The 18716-nt window shown below is 36.0% G+C and carries 18 protein-coding genes and 1 tRNA gene; 9 read left to right on the top strand and 10 right to left on the bottom strand.

The features are described from left to right. Positions 1 to 183 precede the first annotated feature (183 nt). Positions 184 to 330, top strand: a complete 147-nt coding sequence (locus H6G25_RS08930) for a hypothetical protein (RefSeq protein ID WP_190392170.1) — start codon at positions 184 to 186, stop codon at positions 328 to 330. A gap of 87 nt (positions 331 to 417) precedes the next feature. On the opposite strand, the gene gcvP is transcribed toward H6G25_RS08930, so the two are convergent. Together gcvP and H6G25_RS08920 are read right to left on the bottom strand one after the other, a co-directional pair. Next, entirely contained in the window at positions 418 to 3345 is a 2928-nt protein-coding gene (gene gcvP / locus H6G25_RS08925) for an aminomethyl-transferring glycine dehydrogenase (protein WP_190392169.1), read from the bottom strand. Between the two features lie 104 nt (positions 3346 to 3449). After that, positions 3450 to 4352 (bottom strand): rhodanese-related sulfurtransferase, encoded by a 903-nt coding sequence (locus H6G25_RS08920; protein WP_190392168.1) that lies wholly within the window; start codon positions 4350 to 4352, stop codon positions 3450 to 3452. Positions 4353 to 4432: 80 nt separating this feature from the next. Here H6G25_RS08920 and H6G25_RS08915 point away from each other — a divergent pair. Beyond that, positions 4433 to 4505: transfer RNA gene (locus H6G25_RS08915), tRNA-Ala, on the top strand. A gap of 120 nt (positions 4506 to 4625) precedes the next feature. On the opposite strand, the gene H6G25_RS08910 is transcribed toward H6G25_RS08915, so the two are convergent. Then, positions 4626 to 5255: a DUF938 domain-containing protein gene (locus H6G25_RS08910; protein WP_190392255.1), complete on the bottom strand. Its 630-nt coding sequence runs from the start codon at positions 5253 to 5255 to the stop codon at positions 4626 to 4628. A gap of 164 nt (positions 5256 to 5419) precedes the next feature. Here H6G25_RS08910 and H6G25_RS08905 point away from each other — a divergent pair, with 164 nt between their 5' ends. Beyond that, positions 5420 to 6829, top strand: a complete 1410-nt coding sequence (locus H6G25_RS08905; protein WP_190392167.1) for a 1-acyl-sn-glycerol-3-phosphate acyltransferase — start codon at positions 5420 to 5422, stop codon at positions 6827 to 6829. A 119-nt stretch (positions 6830 to 6948) separates the two neighbouring features. On the opposite strand, the gene H6G25_RS08900 is transcribed toward H6G25_RS08905, so the two are convergent. After that, positions 6949 to 7374, bottom strand: coding sequence for a Fur family transcriptional regulator (locus H6G25_RS08900; RefSeq protein WP_190392166.1), 426 nt, complete (start codon positions 7372 to 7374; stop codon positions 6949 to 6951). Between the two features lie 188 nt (positions 7375 to 7562). On the opposite strand from H6G25_RS08900, the gene H6G25_RS08895 reads away from it, so the two are divergent. The 6 genes from H6G25_RS08895 to H6G25_RS08870 all read left to right on the top strand — a co-directional run bounded on the left by H6G25_RS08895 (position 7563) and on the right by H6G25_RS08870 (position 12041). Beyond that, a complete protein-coding gene (locus tag H6G25_RS08895; RefSeq protein ID WP_190392165.1) occupies positions 7563 to 8135 on the top strand; it encodes a peroxiredoxin in 573 nt (190 codons plus the stop codon). A 241-nt stretch (positions 8136 to 8376) separates the two neighbouring features. After that, positions 8377 to 8640, top strand: coding sequence for a hypothetical protein (locus H6G25_RS08890; RefSeq protein ID WP_190392164.1), 264 nt, complete (start codon positions 8377 to 8379; stop codon positions 8638 to 8640). Between the two features lie 346 nt (positions 8641 to 8986). Continuing rightward, the gene (locus H6G25_RS08885) at positions 8987 to 9253 is read left to right on the top strand and encodes a hypothetical protein (RefSeq protein ID WP_190392163.1); all 267 of its coding nucleotides are present in this window, start codon (positions 8987 to 8989) and stop codon (positions 9251 to 9253) included. A 241-nt stretch (positions 9254 to 9494) separates the two neighbouring features. Then, positions 9495 to 9710 carry a hypothetical protein gene (locus H6G25_RS08880; RefSeq protein ID WP_190392162.1) on the top strand — a complete coding sequence of 72 codons (216 nt, stop codon included), beginning with the start codon at positions 9495 to 9497 and terminating at the stop codon, positions 9708 to 9710. A gap of 69 nt (positions 9711 to 9779) precedes the next feature. Beyond that, entirely contained in the window at positions 9780 to 10943 is a 1164-nt protein-coding gene (locus H6G25_RS08875; RefSeq protein ID WP_190392161.1) for an aminoglycoside phosphotransferase family protein, read from the top strand. 15 nt (positions 10944 to 10958) lie between these two features. After that, positions 10959 to 12041 carry a T3SS effector HopA1 family protein gene (locus H6G25_RS08870; RefSeq protein WP_190392160.1) on the top strand — a complete coding sequence of 361 codons (1083 nt, stop codon included), beginning with the start codon at positions 10959 to 10961 and terminating at the stop codon, positions 12039 to 12041. Between the two features lie 76 nt (positions 12042 to 12117). On the opposite strand, the gene H6G25_RS08865 is transcribed toward H6G25_RS08870, so the two are convergent. From H6G25_RS08865 to H6G25_RS08840, 6 genes are all read right to left on the bottom strand, one after another. After that, positions 12118 to 12906, bottom strand: coding sequence for a peptidylprolyl isomerase (locus H6G25_RS08865; RefSeq protein WP_190392159.1), 789 nt, complete (start codon positions 12904 to 12906; stop codon positions 12118 to 12120). Positions 12907 to 13116: 210 nt separating this feature from the next. Continuing rightward, positions 13117 to 13386 (bottom strand): hypothetical protein, encoded by a 270-nt coding sequence (locus tag H6G25_RS08860; RefSeq protein ID WP_190392158.1) that lies wholly within the window; start codon positions 13384 to 13386, stop codon positions 13117 to 13119. A 249-nt stretch (positions 13387 to 13635) separates the two neighbouring features. Next, entirely contained in the window at positions 13636 to 13890 is a 255-nt protein-coding gene (locus H6G25_RS08855; RefSeq protein WP_190392157.1) for a hypothetical protein, read from the bottom strand. A gap of 64 nt (positions 13891 to 13954) precedes the next feature. Beyond that, on the bottom strand, positions 13955 to 14224 hold the full coding sequence (locus H6G25_RS08850; RefSeq protein WP_190392156.1) for a hypothetical protein: 270 nt from the start codon (positions 14222 to 14224) through the stop codon (positions 13955 to 13957). Between the two features lie 140 nt (positions 14225 to 14364). Continuing rightward, positions 14365 to 15903, bottom strand: a complete 1539-nt coding sequence (locus H6G25_RS08845; RefSeq protein WP_190392155.1) for an HlyD family efflux transporter periplasmic adaptor subunit — start codon at positions 15901 to 15903, stop codon at positions 14365 to 14367. A gap of 92 nt (positions 15904 to 15995) precedes the next feature. After that, positions 15996 to 18716, bottom strand: a complete 2721-nt coding sequence (locus H6G25_RS08840) for a peptidase domain-containing ABC transporter (RefSeq protein WP_190392154.1) — start codon at positions 18714 to 18716, stop codon at positions 15996 to 15998.

The following is an 18716-nucleotide window of genomic DNA, read 5'->3' as shown; positions in this document are numbered from 1 at the left end:
TTCAATAAATAATGACGTTGGAAATTTGTAAAAATTGATTTCTGACTAAAATCGAGTCTGTGGGGTAGGCATTATGCTCGCTCATGTATAATACATTACTGAGGTTAACTCTACTGTAACGGTAGACATTTAAACTATTAGTCAGATATATTATATACTGTAAAAACCTATTGATAGGAGAAGATGATGATAGTTACAATCACATATAAAGACGGAACAATTCAAAATGTAGAAATGACTCAAGAGGAATTTGGGGAATTTTTTAAAGCTGTTAAAGACGGAAAACATCCAGATATAGCTGAATGGTATAGTGGAAATATTAGTCCGTAGTTTGTAGGGTGCGTTAGCGCCAGCGTAACGCACCTTATTCACAATCAAAATGGTGCGTTACATTTCATTAACGCACCCTACAATTAACTAACTATAAGCCTCCATCGGTAAACAAGAACAAACAAAATTCCTATCCCCAAAAGCCGCATCAATTCTCCCCACACTTGGCCAGAACTTATATTCCTTACTCCAACTTGCAGGATAAGCAGCTTGTTCACGGGAATAGGGATGATTCCATTCACCAATAATCAAACTTTCCGCAGTGTGAGGGGCATTTTTCAAAAGATTATCGTGAATATCCATTTTACCAGATTCAATTGCCGCAACTTCCTCACGAATCGCAATCAAAGCATCACAAAATCTATCTAATTCCTGTTTAGATTCACTTTCCGTTGGTTCTACCATAATTGTCCCAGCAACAGGCCAAGAAACGGTAGGTGCATGAAAACCATAATCCATTAACCGCTTCGCAACATCATCAATTTCAATCTGCGCTGATTTCTTCAAACTTCGCAAATCTAAAATACATTCATGTGCCACTAAACCATTTTTTCCCTGATACAAAACCGGATAATATGACTCTAATTTCTTAGCCATGTAATTAGCATTCAAAATGGCGATTTTGGTTGCTTCCGTCAACCCATCTGCACCCATCATGATAATATACATCCAGGAAATTACCAAAATACTCGCACTACCCCAAGGTGCAGCGGAAACAGCACCGGTGAATTTTGGATTTTGGATTTTGGATTTTGGATTATTTTCCTGTATTGTCGTCACAAAATGTCCTGGTAAAAAGGGGACAAGGTGGGAAGCGACACCAATGGGACCCATACCGGGACCACCACCACCATGGGGAATACAGAAGGTTTTGTGTAAGTTCAAATGACAGACATCTGCACCAAAATCACCAGGACGACAAATACCCACTTGGGCATTCATATTAGCGCCGTCCATGTAAACTTGTCCACCGTGAGAATGAATTACTGCACAAATTTCTTGAATTGCTTCTTCAAATACGCCATGGGTTGATGGATATGTCACCATTAAAGCTGCTAATTCATGACTATGTTTTTCAGCTTTGGCTTTTAAATCTTCAACATCAATATTACCATGATCATCACAAGCAATTCCCACTACTTTCATTCCACACATTACCGCACTCGCGGGATTTGTACCGTGTGCAGATTGGGGAATTAAACAAACGTTTCTGTGTCCTTCACCGCGACTTTGATGATATTCATGAATTACTAAAAGTCCTGCATATTCTCCTTGAGAACCTGCATTGGGTTGTAAGGAAATTCCTGCAAAACCTGTAATTTCTGATAACCATGTTTCTAGTTGTTGGAACAGGATTTGATAACCTCTGGTTTGGGAAATTGGCGCGAAAGGGTGAATTTTGCCGAATTGTTCCCAAGTTACGGGAATCATTTCGGAAGTTGCATTTAATTTCATGGTACAAGAACCCAAGGGAATCATTGAGGTGGTTAATGATAAATCCTTGTTTTCTAGTTGATGTAAATAACGTAATAACTCGGTTTCTGAATGGTAACGATTGAAAACTGGGTGGGTGAGATATTTACTTTCTCGTGATAATGGGTAATGGGTAATGGGTAATTGGTAATTGGTAAGAGAATTAAGTTCTGTTTCACTGAAAGGTAAGTTATCTGTACCTGCGAAAATTTGCCAAAGGTCAATTAAATCTGTTTCTGTGGTAGTTTCATCTAAGGAAATACCCACGGTGGAATTATCAAAAATTCTCAAGTTGATATTTCTCTCATTCGCAGCGTCGAGAATTGCTGATAATTTGGTATTTCCTAATTCTACTCGCAAGGTATCAAAGAAGTTTTCCGAAGTGATTTTATAACCTAACTTTTTCAGTCCTGCGCCTAAAGTTGCGGTTAATTGATGAATATTTTGGGCAATTTCTCTGAGTCCATCAGGTCCATGATAAACTGCATACATACTCGCCATCACTGCCAATAAAACTTGGGCTGTGCAGATATTACTGGTGGCTTTATCTCTGCGGATATGCTGCTCACGGGTTTGTAAGGCTAAACGGTAGGCAGGTTTACCATGAATATCTTTTGATACTCCCACAATGCGCCCTGGAACTAAGCGTTTATACTCTTCCTTGGTGGCAAAATAAGCAGCGTGTGGTCCCCCAAATCCCAGGGGAATACCGAAGCGTTGGGTACTACCTACGGCAATATCAGCCCCTAATTCACCGGGGGGTGTGAGTAATGTTAAACTTAAAGGATCTGCGGCTATTGTCACCAATGCACCCTGAGCATGGGACTTTTCTATAAAGTTGCGGTAGTCGTAAATTGTACCATCAGTTGCGGGATATTGCAGAACTGCACCAAAGATAGTTTCGGTAAAATCAAAGGTTTGATGATCACCGATAATGATGTTTATGCCTAAAGGTTTAGCGCGTGTTTGCAATACATCAATGGTTTGAGGATGACATTCACGGGATACAAAGTAGTTATGGGATTTATTTTTGCACACACCATAACTCATACTCATTGCTTCTGCGGCTGCTGTGGCTTCATCAAGTAAAGAAGCGTTAGCAATTTCTAAACCGGTCAAGTCAATGATCATGGTTTGGAAATTTAACAACGCTTCTAAACGTCCTTGGGCAATTTCTGGCTGATAAGGGGTGTATGCTGTATACCAACCGGGATTTTCTAAGATGTTGCGTTGAATGACCGCCGGGGTGATACAATCATAATACCCTGTGCCGATAAATGAGCGATAAACCTGATTTTTATCGGCTATTTGCTTTAATTTGGCCAATGCTGCATATTCGCTTTGTGCTGGTGGTAATTTCAACTCTTGCTGAAAACGAATTGCCTGTGGTACTGTTTTATCAATTAAGTCATCAAGGTGGGAAAGGCCTAATGTATCAAGCATTTGCTGAATATCATCAGGGTTTAGTCCAATGTGTCTTTGTGTAAAGTTACCCAATTTTTGATTGGTTTTGGTTTGAGTACGGGCAAGATTAGCTACCACAAATTGTTCTCCAAGGATTTATATCTTCATATATTGTAATGATTACTTTTGGATCTTAGGGTTTTTGCTAGATATTGATTTTGTTTCGGGCAAAAATCTAAAAGTTAGGTGTGGGTTGAATTTGTAAGTTGGTATTGTTTCCATTTTTCTTGTTGTCGTTTTCTTTTGTCCGGTGTTAGACTGTGGAAGCAGTGGGGGCAAGAAATTCCCGCTTCATATTCAGATGATGATTTATCTTCGTCGGAAATGGGGTTTCCACAACAAAAGCATAATTCATGACTTCCCGGTTTTAAGCCATGACTGACAGCAACTCTTTCGTCAAAAACAAAACATTCTCCTTCCCATAAACTTTCTTCCTGGGGGACTTCTTCTAAATATTTGAGAATGCCGCCTTTGAGGTGATAAACTTCTTCAAAGCCGTGAGAAAGTAAATAAGATGATGCTTTTTCACAGCGAATACCTCCAGTACAAAATAAAGCCACTTTTTTATGTTTACTGGCATCAAGATGTTTTTCTACATATTCGGGAAAATCTCGGAATGTCTGAGTTTGGGGATTTTCAGCACCCTTAAAAGTCCCAATCGTGACCTCGTAATCGTTGCGAGTATCAATAACAGTGACTTCGGGGTGAGAAATTAAATCATTCCATTCTTGAGGTGTGACATAAGTTCCCACTTTTTCATTCGGGTTAACTTCTGGTATTCCCAAAGTCACAATTTCTTTTTTCAAGCGGATTTTCAGCCGCTCAAAAGGGGGAATTTCGGCATAAGATTCTTTATATTCTAAATCTGTAAACCGCGAGTCATGACGGAGAAAAGCTAAAACTGTATCAATTCCCTGACGAGAACCAGCAATTGTACCATTAATTCCTTCGGGAGCGAGTAATATAGTTCCCTTGATATCCTGTAACTGACAACAATTTAATAAGGGTGTTTGCAGTTGGTTATAATCAGGTAAACTAACAAACTTATACAATGCAGCAACAACTACAAAATTTTCTTGGTTCATGGTATTGACAAAATAATCATAAGAGTTTACAATGGTGTAGTTATATAATTATTGCATTCTTTGTATTAAAAACAGAGCTTGGGGGTTTAGCTCAGTTGGTAGAGCGCCTGCTTTGCAAGCAGGATGTCAGCGGTTCGAGTCCGCTAACCTCCATTTATTTGCGAAATTATGTAAATATGTCTCACGCAAAGGCGCAAAGGCGCAAAGATTCAAGGTTGATAGATTGCGTGGCGTAGTCATATTTTCCGGTTTCATATTTTAATTCAGCAAGCCCTAATTATGTTTAAATATTAGGGAAAGGTTATTTGCTGGCATGGGGTGAGTTTGGTGCAATATCAGATTTTGTGCTTCAGCAGATTTAACCACATCCTCTAAATTACGGACTCCCCAAGCTGGATCTTGTGCTTGTAAAGACTCGTCAAAAGCAGTGTTACTGGGCGCTGTATGTTCTCCATTTTGTTTATAGGGACCATATAAGTAAAGTATACCACCTGGTGGCAAAATTCTCCCAGCCCCTGCCATTAGTCCTAAACAAGCAGACCAAGGAGAAATATGAATCATGTTAATGTTTACTATAGCAGAAATGGGCGGTTCTGGCAATGGCTGTTTTTCTACAGGCCATATTGGTGCATTGGCATCTAAATCTAGGGGTGGCTTAAGATAATCACAGGGGAGATATTCAGCCCATGCTCTAATACTAGCACGCAGTTCTGGGTTGGGGTCAGATGGTAGCCATTGCCGGGGTGCTAAATGTTGGGAAAAAAATACAGCGTGTTCACCTGTGCCGCTGGCTACTTCGAGTATTGTCCCATTTTGAGGTAATATTTGTAAAAGCACTTCTAGAATGGGTTCGCGGTTGCGCTGGGTTGCGGGGGCAAATTTCCGCCAGTCTGGTGTCATAATTTGATGGGAGGGTGTTTGAGAAATATTGGACGAATATAATATGGTAATATGGCTTCGCTACAGGGGAACGCTACTACACAGGCTAAGTCCACCTGGGTGGACAGGTTTTGTCTGTGTAGACGCGATTTCTAATTGCTTTCTTCGCTACACCACAGGAGAACAACTTGCCTAAATCTATTCATTCTACCCAACCACCGCTCAAGTTTATTCCCCAATTTCATAATCCATTGGTTGTAAAAATTATATCTTGGTTTTTGCCCTTGATTTTGCGGGTGAGAACTAGACCCTGGCTACCTGCGGGTATTGTGAATATTGAAGCTAAAAATGCCGAAGTCCTAGCTGAATTATACCATGAATTTCAGGCTGGTAAAGTCCGATTTTTAATTGCTTTTCGTCACCCGGAGGTAGAAGATCCTCTATCTATGTCATATTTGTTATCACGGATTGTCCCTAAAGTGGCGCGAAAAAAAGGTATTAAGCTCAAATATCCACTTCACAGCTATTTTATGTATGAACGGGGGATGACAATCTGGGCAGGAAATTGGTTGGGATGGTTATTTTCTAGACTTGGTGGTATACCTATTCGTAGGGGTAAACGCATAGATAGGACGGCTATTAGTAAGGCAAGAGAATTATTTGCAACCGCAGAGATGCCCATAGCGATCGCTCCTGAAGGTGGTACAAATGGACACAGTAGTATAGTCAGTCCCTTAGAACCTGGTGTAGCCCAGTTGGGTTTTTGGTGTGTAGAAGATCTAAAAAAAGCTAACCGTGAAGAACAGGTTTTTATTATTCCGATTGGGATTCAATATAGCTATGTGAACCCACCTTGGAAAAGAATAGATTGGCTATTATCTAAATTAGAACTTGATAGCGGTTTACCTGTTAGGAAAACTAGTGAAATTGGCCAGGAAAGGGAAGAAATTTTATATCAGCGGGTGGTGGATTTATCTGAATATCTAATTTCGGAAATGGAGGAATTTTATCGGCGTTTTTATCATCAAGAATTTCCAGAAATTATAACTTGCGAAATTCCCAAAAATGAAATTTTAATTACTAGATTACACCGATTGATGGATACAGCTTTAAAAATTGCAGAACAGTATTTTAATATCCAGCCTCAAGGTAATTTTATTGATAGATGTCGCCGTTTAGAAGATGCTGGTTGGAATTATATTTATCGGGATGATATCGCTGATATTCAAAGTTTATCACCTTTCCAACGTGGTCTAGCTGATTGGGTAGCCCAAGAAGCAGATTTGAAAATGCAACACATGAGACTTGCTGAAAGTTTCGTCGCGGTCACTGCTAATTATATTCTAGAAAAACCAACCCCAGAAAGATTTGCAGAAACGATTTTATTAATGTTTGATATGTTGTCTCGCATTAAAGATTCTACCTTACCAGGCAGGCCGCGTTTAGGTTGGAAACAAGCCATGATTTCTGTCGGGGAAGCGATTAATATTAATGAAAGATGGGAAAATTGTCAAGGGAATAAACAAGCTTTAAGAAAGGGTGTAAGTGATTTGACCCAGGATTTACAGACGATTTTGCAGGGGTTAATTAAGGATTAGTTTCTCCCTCCAGACCCATAAGGTAGACCTGTAGCGGGCAAGATGCCCGCACCACAGGGGTTTGATTATTTTGGACTTCATTTACTCACAATCTGATGTAATTATACTTAGTGATCGGATTAAGTTTGATTACCGCAGATATCGCAGATTCCCTCAACTGTCACTTCATACCTTTCTACTGTTAACCCCTCCCGCAGTTGACTGACATCAATACCGGGGAAAACATTCCAGTTAATGTCTTCAATCGCACCACAACAGGTACAGCGAAAATGATGATGGGGCGCTACATTGGCATCATAACGAGATATTCCCTCTTGTAATAGCACTTCTCGCACTAAACCCGCCTCACGCAGTGCTTGAAGCGCCGCGTACACCGTAGCTTGGGAAGAAGTCGGCGCTTCCTGGTTTAAGTCTCTCAAAATTTGATCAACTGTAGGATGATCTTCCCTTGCTAATAGGTTGGCATAAACCCCAAATCTTTGGGGTGTGACTCTCAACCCTCTACTTTTCAGGGTTTTGATAATATCATTAGCTTTTTGCTGCATAGGATTTACTGGATTATATAAAGATATAAACCCCTATTATAACTTTTCCTTTTTCAGAATTAAAGTCTTTTTAAAAATACATTATAAAATAAGTATTTATAACTATTGACAAATTCCTAAATCAGAATTATTCTGATTTATAGGCTAAAGACACGAGTTAAAATCTTCCATCTAAAAAAGAGGTATTTATGACTGCTATTACTCACGTTCCAAATGTAGTATTCAAGACTCGTGTTCGGGATGAATCTGTACCTGGACCCAATCCTTACCGTTGGCAAGATGTAACCACTGAAGAGATTTTTGGTGGTAAAAAAGTAGTATTATTTGCCCTTCCTGGTGCGTTCACCCCCACCTGTTCTTCCACCCATTTACCTCGTTACGAAGAACTCTTTGCAGAATTTAAAGCGCAAGGTGTTGATCAGATCATTTGTTTGTCAGTTAATGACGCATTTGTTATGTTCCAATGGGGTAAACAACAAGGTGCTAAAAATGTCTTTTTGTTACCCGATGGCAGTGGAGAATTTACCCGGAAAATGGGAATGTTAGTTGATAAATCTAACATCGGTTTCGGAATGCGTTCTTGGCGTTATGCAATGGTTGTTAATAACGGCGAAATTGAAAAAATGTTCGTTGAACCTGGTTTTGAAGACAACTGTGGTACAGACCCCTTTGAAGTATCTGATGCTGATACTGTTCTTGCTTACCTCAAAGGTGTAGAACGTCCTGCTGAAGTTGCACCTCGTTTAGCATTTGTTGGTTAATTAGTAAAGTTAGAAATTTCTAACTGGCGATAGAGGTTGATATTTTTAAACTATATAAGGCAAAGGAAGTTAGATAAAACTTCTTTTGCTTTTTTGTTTTCATGGACAAAACACCCTTAATTCTGTCTAATAAATTAGCTTAAAATCACTTATTTTGCTAGTTACTATTCCAAAATATAAATAGGGGATAAATTGATGGTTTTATTCCAGGGAATAAAGTATTTAAGGAGGTCAAACAATAATGAAAATCATAGTTTCCGAATTAGGAACGACGATTTCAGAAGCGATTCTAGATGAACTAACACCTTGGGAAATGAAAAATATCAACGGTGGTTACATGACCAGAAGAGAAATGGCAAGATATAACATGACCAACAGCAACAATACTACTACCAATACTAATGATTTTTCCACCATGATCAAAGAAATAAACAGTAGTATAGCGCAATGGAAAATAACCCTCCAAGATACAACAGATAGTCTGGGAGTTAACTTTACTTTTTAAAAGATGCTGTTGTAAATTGAATATTTTCCTTGCTTTCGTGTATTTTCAGATGTTTTAATCTGAAGATCCACGATTTTCTTATTTAATTACAGTAGATTTCAACTTTATCAGGCACAAAAATACCGGGGAGTGTGTAAGGGTGTAGTTCATAAACCTAAAATAGCCTGTAGCTTAAACTAGGAAGTTAACTTTTAATAAAAGACAAAATTCATCTATTTGTGTCTTTTTTACTAGGTTCAAAGCCTTGATTTTTCTATTTTTCTTAAATAAAAATAGGGGTAACAGTTAAGAAAACACAAACTTAACTGTCTCACAAGTCCCATTTACAAACAAAAACAAGGAAGTTATGGCAAGTATTACTCTTTCCCAATTAAATGTAACTGGTTCTGAATTATTCCAAGATTCCGAAAGCTATCTTAATGACCTCAATGATGCAAGTTCTGTAGCAGTACATGGTGGTGGTAGTGATAGTCATCATAGCGGCTTTGGGGCATATGGCGATTTTGGTGTGAAATACCTTGAATACTTAGTTGGTGGCTATGCGATCGCTAGTATTAAGAGTATAGCTCAATCTTTTAGTCATAGCCACTCCAACAGCCACCACTACTACTAATTCCTTAGCTTTGTAGTTCGCAAGGCTGATTTAGCAATCCTCAAGGAATTGTGAACACCGATATAGATGTTTATAATTTCTGTCAGGATTGCTAATACCTATCCAGAATGAAAAAGTAAAAGAAACAATCTATTACTAATAATTCTGGATAGTTAATCAGATTGGTGTTGATATTTTGATCTGCGGGCAGATTAATTTACAATTTACAAAAATTAGAATTTAATTTTTCTCAAGGTAGTGAATGGCAACCATTAGAATTTATGATCTACCTATCTCCCAGGAAATAGAGTTTATTAAGGATATGAATAATATGGAATTATCATCTTCTTTTGGCGGTGGGGATAATGATATGAATCAAATATTTTATTACGGTGTTAAGGGGCTAGAATTTATGTTAGCAATTTTTGCTATAGATAGCATTTTATTCTTAACAAACAAAGTGAGAAACTTTTTGTGATCTTTGAAATAATACAACTAGTTTATTTCGGATATCATTGACTTTTTTCACATATTATCATCAGCAATTATGCCATTTATCATCAGTTCTAGCAATGTGTTTGATTACTTAATTGAACACGAAATTTGTCATCCACAAGATAATTCAATCACTAAAATAGAGCTAAAACCTGCTAAAAACTTTAACTTATTAATCAGTTTAGCAGATGGTCGTCAACTCCTAGTAAAACAAGAACGTCATGATCGAAATGGTAAAACCTTGGGTGAATTTATAGATGAATGGAAAATTCATGATTTTTGTCAACAATTCCCAGAAATTAAGCATTTACAATCATCTTTTTCGGAAGTAATTCATTTTGACTTAGAAAACTCCATCATTATTTTTAATTACCTAAATCAATATCAAGATCTAGCAGAATTTTACGCGGAAGATAAGATATTTCCTGTGGAGATTTCCCAGTTAATTGGTACAACTTTGGCAATGGTGCATTGCTTAACTATAAATAACAAAAACTATCGAGAATTTCTAGAAAATTCTCTCCAGCAGCAAAATATTACCAAAGGATTAGATAGAATTACCCCGCAAGTATTTGGTCAAGTTCCTGCTGATGGTTTAAAGTTTTTTTCTCTCTATCAACGTTATGATAATTTAGGAAAAGCAATTAAAGAATTGAGTCAGGCTTTTACTCCTTGTTGTCTTACTCATAATGATCTCAAGCTTAATAATATTCTTTTATTTTTGAATTGGGAAACAGAAATTGAGCAGAAACTAGTAGAAAATCAAAATATCATTAGATTGATTGATTGGGAAAGAGGTAATTGGGGAGATCCTGCTAATGATTTAGGCACAATAATTGCTAGTTATTTACAAATTTGGTTGTATAGCATAGTGCCTAGTAAAAGCATATCCATTGAAGAATGTTTGCGTTTAGCTGCTACTCCCTTATCAATGATTCAACCTTCTTTATCAACATTAGTTAGTAGTTACTTAAATACCTTTCCAGCAATTTTAGAAACTCGTCCAGACTTCTGCCAATTAGTCATGCAATTTAGCGGTTTAGCATTAATTAGAGCTATTCAAGCTAGAGTTCAACATGAAAAAATATTTGATAATTCTAGTATCTGTATGCTCCAAGTTGCTAAGAGTTTATTATGTCGCCCCCAAGCATCTATTCCCACCATTTTGGGAACAAACTTTTCAATAATAAATTCTAAACATTTATCTCTTGCCTAGAAAAGGAAAGACTATATGCAAGTATTAGATTCTCTATATCATCAATTGTTTGCACTTCCACCGGAATTACAAGCCGCATTACAAAACATAGCTGATTATCTGGAAATTGAATCATTTTATTCAATTAAACATCCAGAATACAAGTTGTTAGAATTGCCAGAGTCGGTAATCTCTCGCTTTAAAGACTTACCCTTGGATATTCAACATAAACATTTGAGTATCCAATTGCGTAATTTTCTTTATAGTGCTTATTATAACGGTTCTTGGAATGATTTTTCTACCGCTGATTCGCAGATAAATAACCTCAGTAATAATAGCTTGTTTGGCATAGATTTGGCTTTTTATGAACGGCTACATACAAGTAATAAAGGTATAGGCTATTGGAGTCAATATTGGTTAGTGGTTAATGAAGAAGAAGATGGATCTTTGGCAGTCCACAAAAATGGTTTAACTTTACATATTGAGCGTGATTTGTACTTGTCAGAAGTTGATAAGTCTGCTACTGTCGGTAACTTAGTAGCGATCAAAATGCCAAAGAATTTAGTTCAAAATGGATTTTATATGGCAGCATCTAATTTAGGAACTGAACATAATCAAGATATTCTGAGAATTTACTTTAATGTATCACCCGAAGGTGCAGTATCAGTGATGGAAAATATAACTACAGAACTGAATAATCTTCCAGTTGCTTTCTCATTTAAAGCCCTATATCATCCTGATGAATATAGACGTTATGACTCGGCAGTTCTTTATTTCAATAAACATGAATATCAGACTATTTACCCTATATTACAAAAGGTATATTTAGCAAATCAAGAGATTTTTTCTCCACAAGTACCGTTATTTACTAAGCCACTAGCACCAGGACTAAGTTGTGCTGAAGAACCGGAAGATAAATTTGGTGAAAAAGAAAGTTTTGGTACTCATCGTTGTCAAATTATTGCTAATGGTTTAATTGCTGCTTGGCAAGCAGGTAAAAATGATTCAGAAAGTCGAATAACAGCTATTTTTGAACAATTTCTAGGACAAAAAATTAAATTACAATATCCTTATCTTAATAGACATTCAGAAGATATCTATGCCCCATTAGATATATAATTTTTTGTTTTGAATATTCTCTGCTCACAAGATCCCTGACTTCTTTAAAAAGCCAGGGATATAAATCTCTTCTATTTTAACTGGCTTTATTCAATATTTCTACTGGAGGAGAGGAAAAATTGATATCATTTTCTAATTTAGCGATAATCTCTAATTTATTAACTTGCTCTTTTAACCAATTAGTAAATAAATCGCCGAGAATTTTTTCACGTATTTGTTCATTTAATTCGGGTTCAATTATTTCTTCAACTACAATGATATGCGATCCTTTGGGTGTAATTATTGGCTTGATAATTTGTGGGGGATTAGCTGCAAATACTAGAGCGGAAATCTCTGGTCTAAAATCACTACGTTTACGAATACCTTGATATCCCCCAGCACGTCTGATTTCGGGATTTTGGATATATTGACGAGCAATTTCTGAGAAACTAATTTCACCTTCTTGAAGGGCATAAAATATTTCTAGAGCTAAGTCCTCGTCATCTAATATCACTTCATAAGTAACTGCTGAGGTGTAATCCACTTGGTGAGCATAAAAGAATGGTTCAACTTTATCAGCAAATAAATGATGAGCTAATTTTGTGGATAGGATGTTTAAGTGTGCTATTTCTTCAAAATTATCTAAGGAAAGATAATGTTTTTGTAACCATTCCCAGGTTTCTTCAGCTTTAATAAGTCTATTAGCTAATCGTAAATTATCTGCGGACTTTTGCAATTCTGCTATCTCAATGGTAATACCTACTTTTTCAGCAGTTTCAGTAATAACTTTCCTGGCGGCGATCGCTTCTAACAAACTAGGTATTTGGCAGGATATTTTGATGTGATAAATAATATCTTCTTGGGATATTTTTAAAATATCTGACATGATTTAATTCCTCAATTTACTAAATTTATTGAGAATTTATTTGTCCTTACTTAAATAAAGTATTGACGTATCTATCATATTTACCTAAGATATTATTATCTTATCTCTATCTAATGGTACTTTTAGCATTTTTGATAATTCATACAAGCATAATTATCAAACTTACACCCCCGAATTATCTAAGAATCCGGGGACATGATTGTGATCGAGTTATCTGGTAACTAAATAAAGAGATGGATTTGAAAAATCAAGACTAAAAATTTTGTTATTACGGGCAAGAGAAGCAAATAGCCCATTCTCGCTTGATGTCTGGTTAGTTATAACGTCCTGAATGGTGGTTAACAGAAAATTAAGATCAAAACCACCCGATAAAGGGAGAATATCAGTATCTACTATTTGTTGTATTTCTTCTGAAGTTAAGTCGTACAAGAATGTATTTTTATCAACAGATTTTAAGTCAGAAATTATGATTGTAGCCATGATATTATTTCCTAATCAAAACATGAATAGTTTTGCAATTGTGACAAACTTCTATCTGAATTTGCTTCAATAATTAACTGCTTCCTTTATCATTACATTATTCCCTCACAAAAATTCTAATAGTTGCATATTAAAGTCTTTTTTTAAGACATAATTTCATGAATTTTGTCAATTAGATTGTCAGAACCAGATTCCTGAATTCTTAAAGAACTCAGGAATCCCATAGTTTACAAATTATTTGGTAAATATTCAAATCACTAAATAGGCAGATATTTTGGAAAAGTCAATAGCAAAAATCTTGTTATCATGGAAACCAAATGGACCTTCATATGTTGTTTGACGATTGTTTATTCCATCATAAACTGTTGATAATTGAACAGCAGGACGATCCCCTAAAGGCAGAAAAATACTACCTGATATTTGTGTAATTTCCTCTGAATTTAAGTCAGATAAAAACGTCTTTTTTTCAATAGGTTTTAAGTCAGAAATTATGATTGTAGCCATGAGCTTATTTTATTATCAAAAGTGAACAGTTTCCCTGATTGCACCTTTAAATCTGGTGAAATCATTAATGATATACCCAAGCATTAACTGTCCTCGCATAATCTATCGTATGGAATTTATTATCATGAAAATTCCCTGCTCCTTCATAAGTTGTTGATATGGTATTTAAACCATCATAAGTGGTCATGACAAAAACATTAGGAGTCCCTCCCCAATTAGGATAATCGCCCCAAAATAATCCCCCTAATACAATGCTTGATTCTATTTTTTTTAAATCATAAAAAAAGCTTTCTAAGTGCGGAAGAAATAAGTTACTAATTACTATTCCTTTCATTGTATAATTCTCCAAATCTTAACTTTATTTGACTCTTATATTTTTACATTATTTTCTCATTAATTATATAAAAGTTGCATATTAAAGTCTTTTTTTATTAGACATAATTCCCTGAATTATGTCTTTAATGCTGATTCCAGTTAAAGCTCTAAACCGTTCTTTTGTAACTTCTTAAATGGATCTATTATAAAGTCAATAACTCGACGTTGACGGATAATTACTTCAGCACTTGCTGTTTGTCCAGGGGTGAGAGGAATCTCTTTGTTACCAACTTGAATATAAGGATTTTCTAAAGCAATATCTAATTCATAAGTTTCTACACGATTGGAACTATTTTCCTGAATTTTAGAGTTAGGTGAAATCCAAGTAATTCGCCCTGATGAAATTCCATATTCTTGGAAAGGATAAGCATCAAATTTAATTTTTACCGGCATTCCTACTTTAACAAAACCACTATGTTGACTGGGCATATGTGCCTTTAAAATTAAGGCTGCATTTTTGGGTGCAATTTGAGCAATCATTTGTCCTATTTGGACTACAGATCCAGGTTTTTTAATGGGTAGTTCAAAAATTGTTCCATCAATAGGAGAGCGGATAATTCGCTGTTTTAGTTGTAAATTTAGGGAGATTATCTGTCCTTCTGTTTGCATAATTTCTGATTGAAGGGAAGTAATTTGATTTTGTAGGTCTTTAAATTGTTCTTGACTTTTTAATAATGCTAATTCTCCTCCTTGAATAGCACTTTTATAACTACTTTCTTCTTGTTCTAATCGCAATCTTGCTTGTTCAATATCTGATTTAAATTGATTCATAAGGGACTGATAACTACTTTCTTGCTCTTTTAATCTTAACCGTGCTGTTTGAATATTATATTTTGCTTCTTCTTGCAACCGTTGACTTTCTTCAGCAATTTTTTCTAATTCTACTACTTTAGTTTGAGGAATTACACCTTCCTTTAAAAGTAGATGATAACGGGCAACTTCCGAAAGATCTCGACCTAAGCGACTTGTAACCAACCTATAGTTACTTTGAGTAGATTTTATATTCTGTTTTATCTGATCAATTTGTGCTATTTTCTCGAGATTTTGGAAATTATAAGCACTTTTTTTAGTTTCAAATGTTTGTCTAGCTTGATTAACTTGCGCCATTTTTTCTAATGATTGATATTGGTTTTGCTGACGTTGAATATTAATGGTCATTAAGACTTGATTTTTTAATATTTCTATTTGAGATTGGCGGTTTTTTAAACCTTCTAATTTATCTCTTGCTTGTTGTATTTCTGTTTGTAAAATATCAGATTCCATTTTTACTAAAACCTGTCCAGATTTAACTATTGCACCTTCTTTAACATTAACATAAACAATAGTACCAGTTACTGCACTATCTAATTTTTGTGTTGCGCCTTTCGGTTCTATTCGTCCAATAGCATTTCCAGTTTCATCAACTTTAGTTAACATTGCCCAAGGTAAAATAATTGCTGCAAAACTGACCAGCAAATACAACATTGAACGAGTCCAGACCTTTGGTAAAGCATCTAATAATTCTTCTGTACCATAAAACCAATCCTGGGTTTTAGCTAATGTCTGATTTTGATTTTGATCTGGGATAAAATCAGTATATTCGGTTTGATTCTGCTGATTTATAGTAGTTGTTGTTTGTGTATAAACTGACTGAGGCATAAATAATTTTACAGTTCTCTATTTTTGTAGTTATAGATCCCTGCCTTTTTGAAAAAGTCAGGGGTAGGTTGGCAATTAAACAATTAAAACAATTAATTTGTTTGTGCTAATTGTTGTTGATTGAGATAAAAATAATGTCCTTTTTTGGTAATTAATTCGTCGTGAGTACCACTTTCTACTAAAACACCACGATCTAAAACTAAAATTAGATCAGCATGGCGAACTGTAGAAAGACGGTGAGCAATAATTATACTTGTGCGTCCTTTCAGAATTTTTTTGAGGTTGTTTTGAATAATGCGTTCAGATTCAGAATCAAGGTGACTGGTTGCTTCATCTAATATTAAAAGCCTGGGATTTCCTAATAAGGCGCGGGCAATTGCTAACCGTTGGCGTTGTCCTCCTGATAACATTCCTCCACCTTCACCAATTTGTGTTTCATAGCCCATTGGCATCCTTTTAATAAACTCATCTGCCCCTGCAAATTGGGCTGCTTCTATAATCTCTTCTAAAGAGGCTTCAGGATGGGCAATACTGATATTTTCCCGAATTGTTCCTCCAAATAAAAATGTATCTTGATCAACAACTCCAATTTGCGATCGCAGAGAATGCAAGGAAATACTAGTCACATCTTGATTGTCAATTAAAACTCTTCCATCTGTCGGTGGATATAAACCCAAAATCAATTTAGAAAGGGTGGTTTTCCCTGAACCGCTGCGCCCTACAACTGCTACAGTTTGCTCAGGTAAAATTTCAAAACTGAGATTTTCTAGAATGTTAATTTCACTCTCAGAATGATAACGAAATGTAACGTTATTAAAACGAATTTTGCCGATTAATCTTGGTAAATCTTGCCGAGGTTTATATTCTAAATCTTCTTCTGGTTCTGCTTCTAATACATCATTAATTCGTTCTGTTGCAACAATTACTTCTTGTAATTGATTCCACAAGATAATTAACCGTTGGAAAGGCTGAATAATATTCCCTAGAAGCATATTAAAAGCAACTAATTGACCAATAGTAAGTTGGTTTTGAATTACTAACCCAGCCCCAAACCATAATAATCCTGTACTGGCTAAAGATTGAATGGTAGAGCTAACTAATTGCAATTGATTACTAACTACTTGACCGCTAAAATTCTTTTTAATTAAATTATTCAGCAATTCTTCCCAACGCCAACGCACCGTCTGTTCAATTGCCATTGAGCGAATGGAGGAAATCCCCGTCAAGCTTTGAATTAAATAGCTATTTTCTAACGTTCCTGCGGCAAATACCTCCCGACTAATTCGACGTAAAAACGGCGTTGCAAATAATGTTAATAACACAAATGGCGGGACAATTGCTAATGTCATTCCTGCCATTGGTGGACTGTACCAAAACATTAATCCTACATAAATAACGACAGTTAATAAATCTAAGCCAATAGATAAAGCTTCACCGGTAAGAAAACGCTGAATTTTTTGATTTTCTTGGACACGGGAAACAATATCACCAACATATCGAGACTCAAAAAATGACAGAGGTAAAGCAAATGTATGTTTGATAAATCCCACCATTAAAGCAACGCTAATTCGGTTGGCTGTGTGGTCAAGTAAATATTGTCTTAATCCATTAATTGCGACGCGAAACAACCCAAAAATCAATAATCCAAATCCTACAGTATTTAAGGTTAAGGCACTACCTTGAACAATGACTCTGTCTAATAAAAGTTGAGTAAATAGGGGTGTAACTAATCCAAACACCTGAATTAATACCGAAGCAATAAATACCTCTAAGAGGACTTGAAAATGAGGTTTAACTAAATCCAATAACTGCCAAAATGGCGTATTAGCTTCTGGTGTTTTTTTGAGTGAAGCTGTGGGTTCTAATAATAAAGCGTAACCAGTCCAACCTGCTTTAAATTGATTAATAGTCAAGGAGCGTTGACCAATAGCAGGATCAGCAATAATTACCTGTTTTTTGGTAATTTCATAGACAACAATGTAATGTTTACCATCCCAATGAGCAATGGCTGGTAAAGGTTGTTGAGTAAATTTATCTAAGCTGGCCTTCACTGGACGAGTAGCAAAACCAAGACTTTCCGCCGCCGCACTTAAACTTCGTATAGATGCACCACTACGGTTAACATTAGCCAAATCCCGCAGGCGATTAATACTGAAGTTTTTCCCCCAATAACGACCAATCATTACTAAACAAGCAGCACCACAATCAGCAGCACTTTGTTGTTCAAAAAATGGATAGCGTTTGGTAAATTTACGCCACCAATTTCCAGCAGTTACAGTAGGAATCGGAAAGGATTGAGGACGCTTTTTTGTTGGTGTAAGTGGGGCAATTGTCAGTTGGGTAAGATTGGAACTTTTGGCTAATTTCTGGGTTTGAGTAATAGGAATCTCTGAAGATCGAGGCGTGTTAATTAGTTGTGCTTTATTCAGCAAACAATTATAAACACTAGGAAATTCTTCCATGACTTTTTTCACCATCTTCTGAGGAAGATAGGCAATTTTTAAATTCACTGAAGCTCTAGCAACATAATTACTAAACTCTTGTTCTGGAAATAAAGTCAACTCCCCAAATGATGAACCAGGAACAAGAGTAGTAATTAAATTATTAGCACTATCAAGTAATCTCACCTTACCTGTTAGTACAATATAAATTCCCGGCTTTGCTGTTGTCCCTTGCCAAAATTGTTTTGCTGTCGGTGGTTCAATAATTTCTAAAACCTTAATACAATCTACAACTATTTGATTTGATAGAGAATCACCCAAGGCTTCCCTAATATGTTTAGCTAACTGTTCATCAGAAAAGACTGATACCAT

The organism is Dolichospermum sp. FACHB-1091, assembly GCF_014697585.1.
In the GTDB taxonomy this organism is placed as follows: Bacteria; Cyanobacteriota; Cyanobacteriia; order Cyanobacteriales; family Nostocaceae; genus Dolichospermum.
The sequence above is the reverse complement of the archived record's forward strand: the minus strand, read 5'-3'. Positions and strand labels throughout refer to the sequence as shown.

Bases quoted from the DNA above. Each gene is read 5' to 3' on its own strand.
- H6G25_RS08930 (WP_190392170.1), top strand. From the start codon at position 184: ATGATGATAGTTACAATCACATATAAAGACGGAACAATTCAAAATGTA.
- H6G25_RS08920 (WP_190392168.1), bottom strand. From the start codon at position 4,352: ATGAACCAAGAAAATTTTGTAGTTGTTGCTGCATTGTATAAGTTTGTT.
- H6G25_RS08900 (WP_190392166.1), bottom strand. From the start codon at position 7,374: ATGCAGCAAAAAGCTAATGATATTATCAAAACCCTGAAAAGTAGAGGG.
- H6G25_RS08895 (WP_190392165.1), top strand. From the start codon at position 7,563: ATGACTGCTATTACTCACGTTCCAAATGTAGTATTCAAGACTCGTGTT.
- H6G25_RS08890 (WP_190392164.1), top strand. From the start codon at position 8,377: ATGAAAATCATAGTTTCCGAATTAGGAACGACGATTTCAGAAGCGATT.
- H6G25_RS08885 (WP_190392163.1), top strand. From the start codon at position 8,987: ATGGCAAGTATTACTCTTTCCCAATTAAATGTAACTGGTTCTGAATTA.
- H6G25_RS08880 (WP_190392162.1), top strand. From the start codon at position 9,495: ATGGCAACCATTAGAATTTATGATCTACCTATCTCCCAGGAAATAGAG.
- H6G25_RS08875 (WP_190392161.1), top strand. From the start codon at position 9,780: ATGCCATTTATCATCAGTTCTAGCAATGTGTTTGATTACTTAATTGAA.
- H6G25_RS08870 (WP_190392160.1), top strand. From the start codon at position 10,959: ATGCAAGTATTAGATTCTCTATATCATCAATTGTTTGCACTTCCACCG.
- H6G25_RS08865 (WP_190392159.1), bottom strand. From the start codon at position 12,906: ATGTCAGATATTTTAAAAATATCCCAAGAAGATATTATTTATCACATC.
- H6G25_RS08860 (WP_190392158.1), bottom strand. From the start codon at position 13,386: ATGGCTACAATCATAATTTCTGACTTAAAATCTGTTGATAAAAATACA.
- H6G25_RS08855 (WP_190392157.1), bottom strand. From the start codon at position 13,890: ATGGCTACAATCATAATTTCTGACTTAAAACCTATTGAAAAAAAGACG.
- H6G25_RS08850 (WP_190392156.1), bottom strand. From the start codon at position 14,224: ATGAAAGGAATAGTAATTAGTAACTTATTTCTTCCGCACTTAGAAAGC.
- H6G25_RS08845 (WP_190392155.1), bottom strand. From the start codon at position 15,903: ATGCCTCAGTCAGTTTATACACAAACAACAACTACTATAAATCAGCAG.
- H6G25_RS08840 (WP_190392154.1), bottom strand. From the start codon at position 18,716: ATGGTATCAGTCTTTTCTGATGAACAGTTAGCTAAACATATTAGGGAA.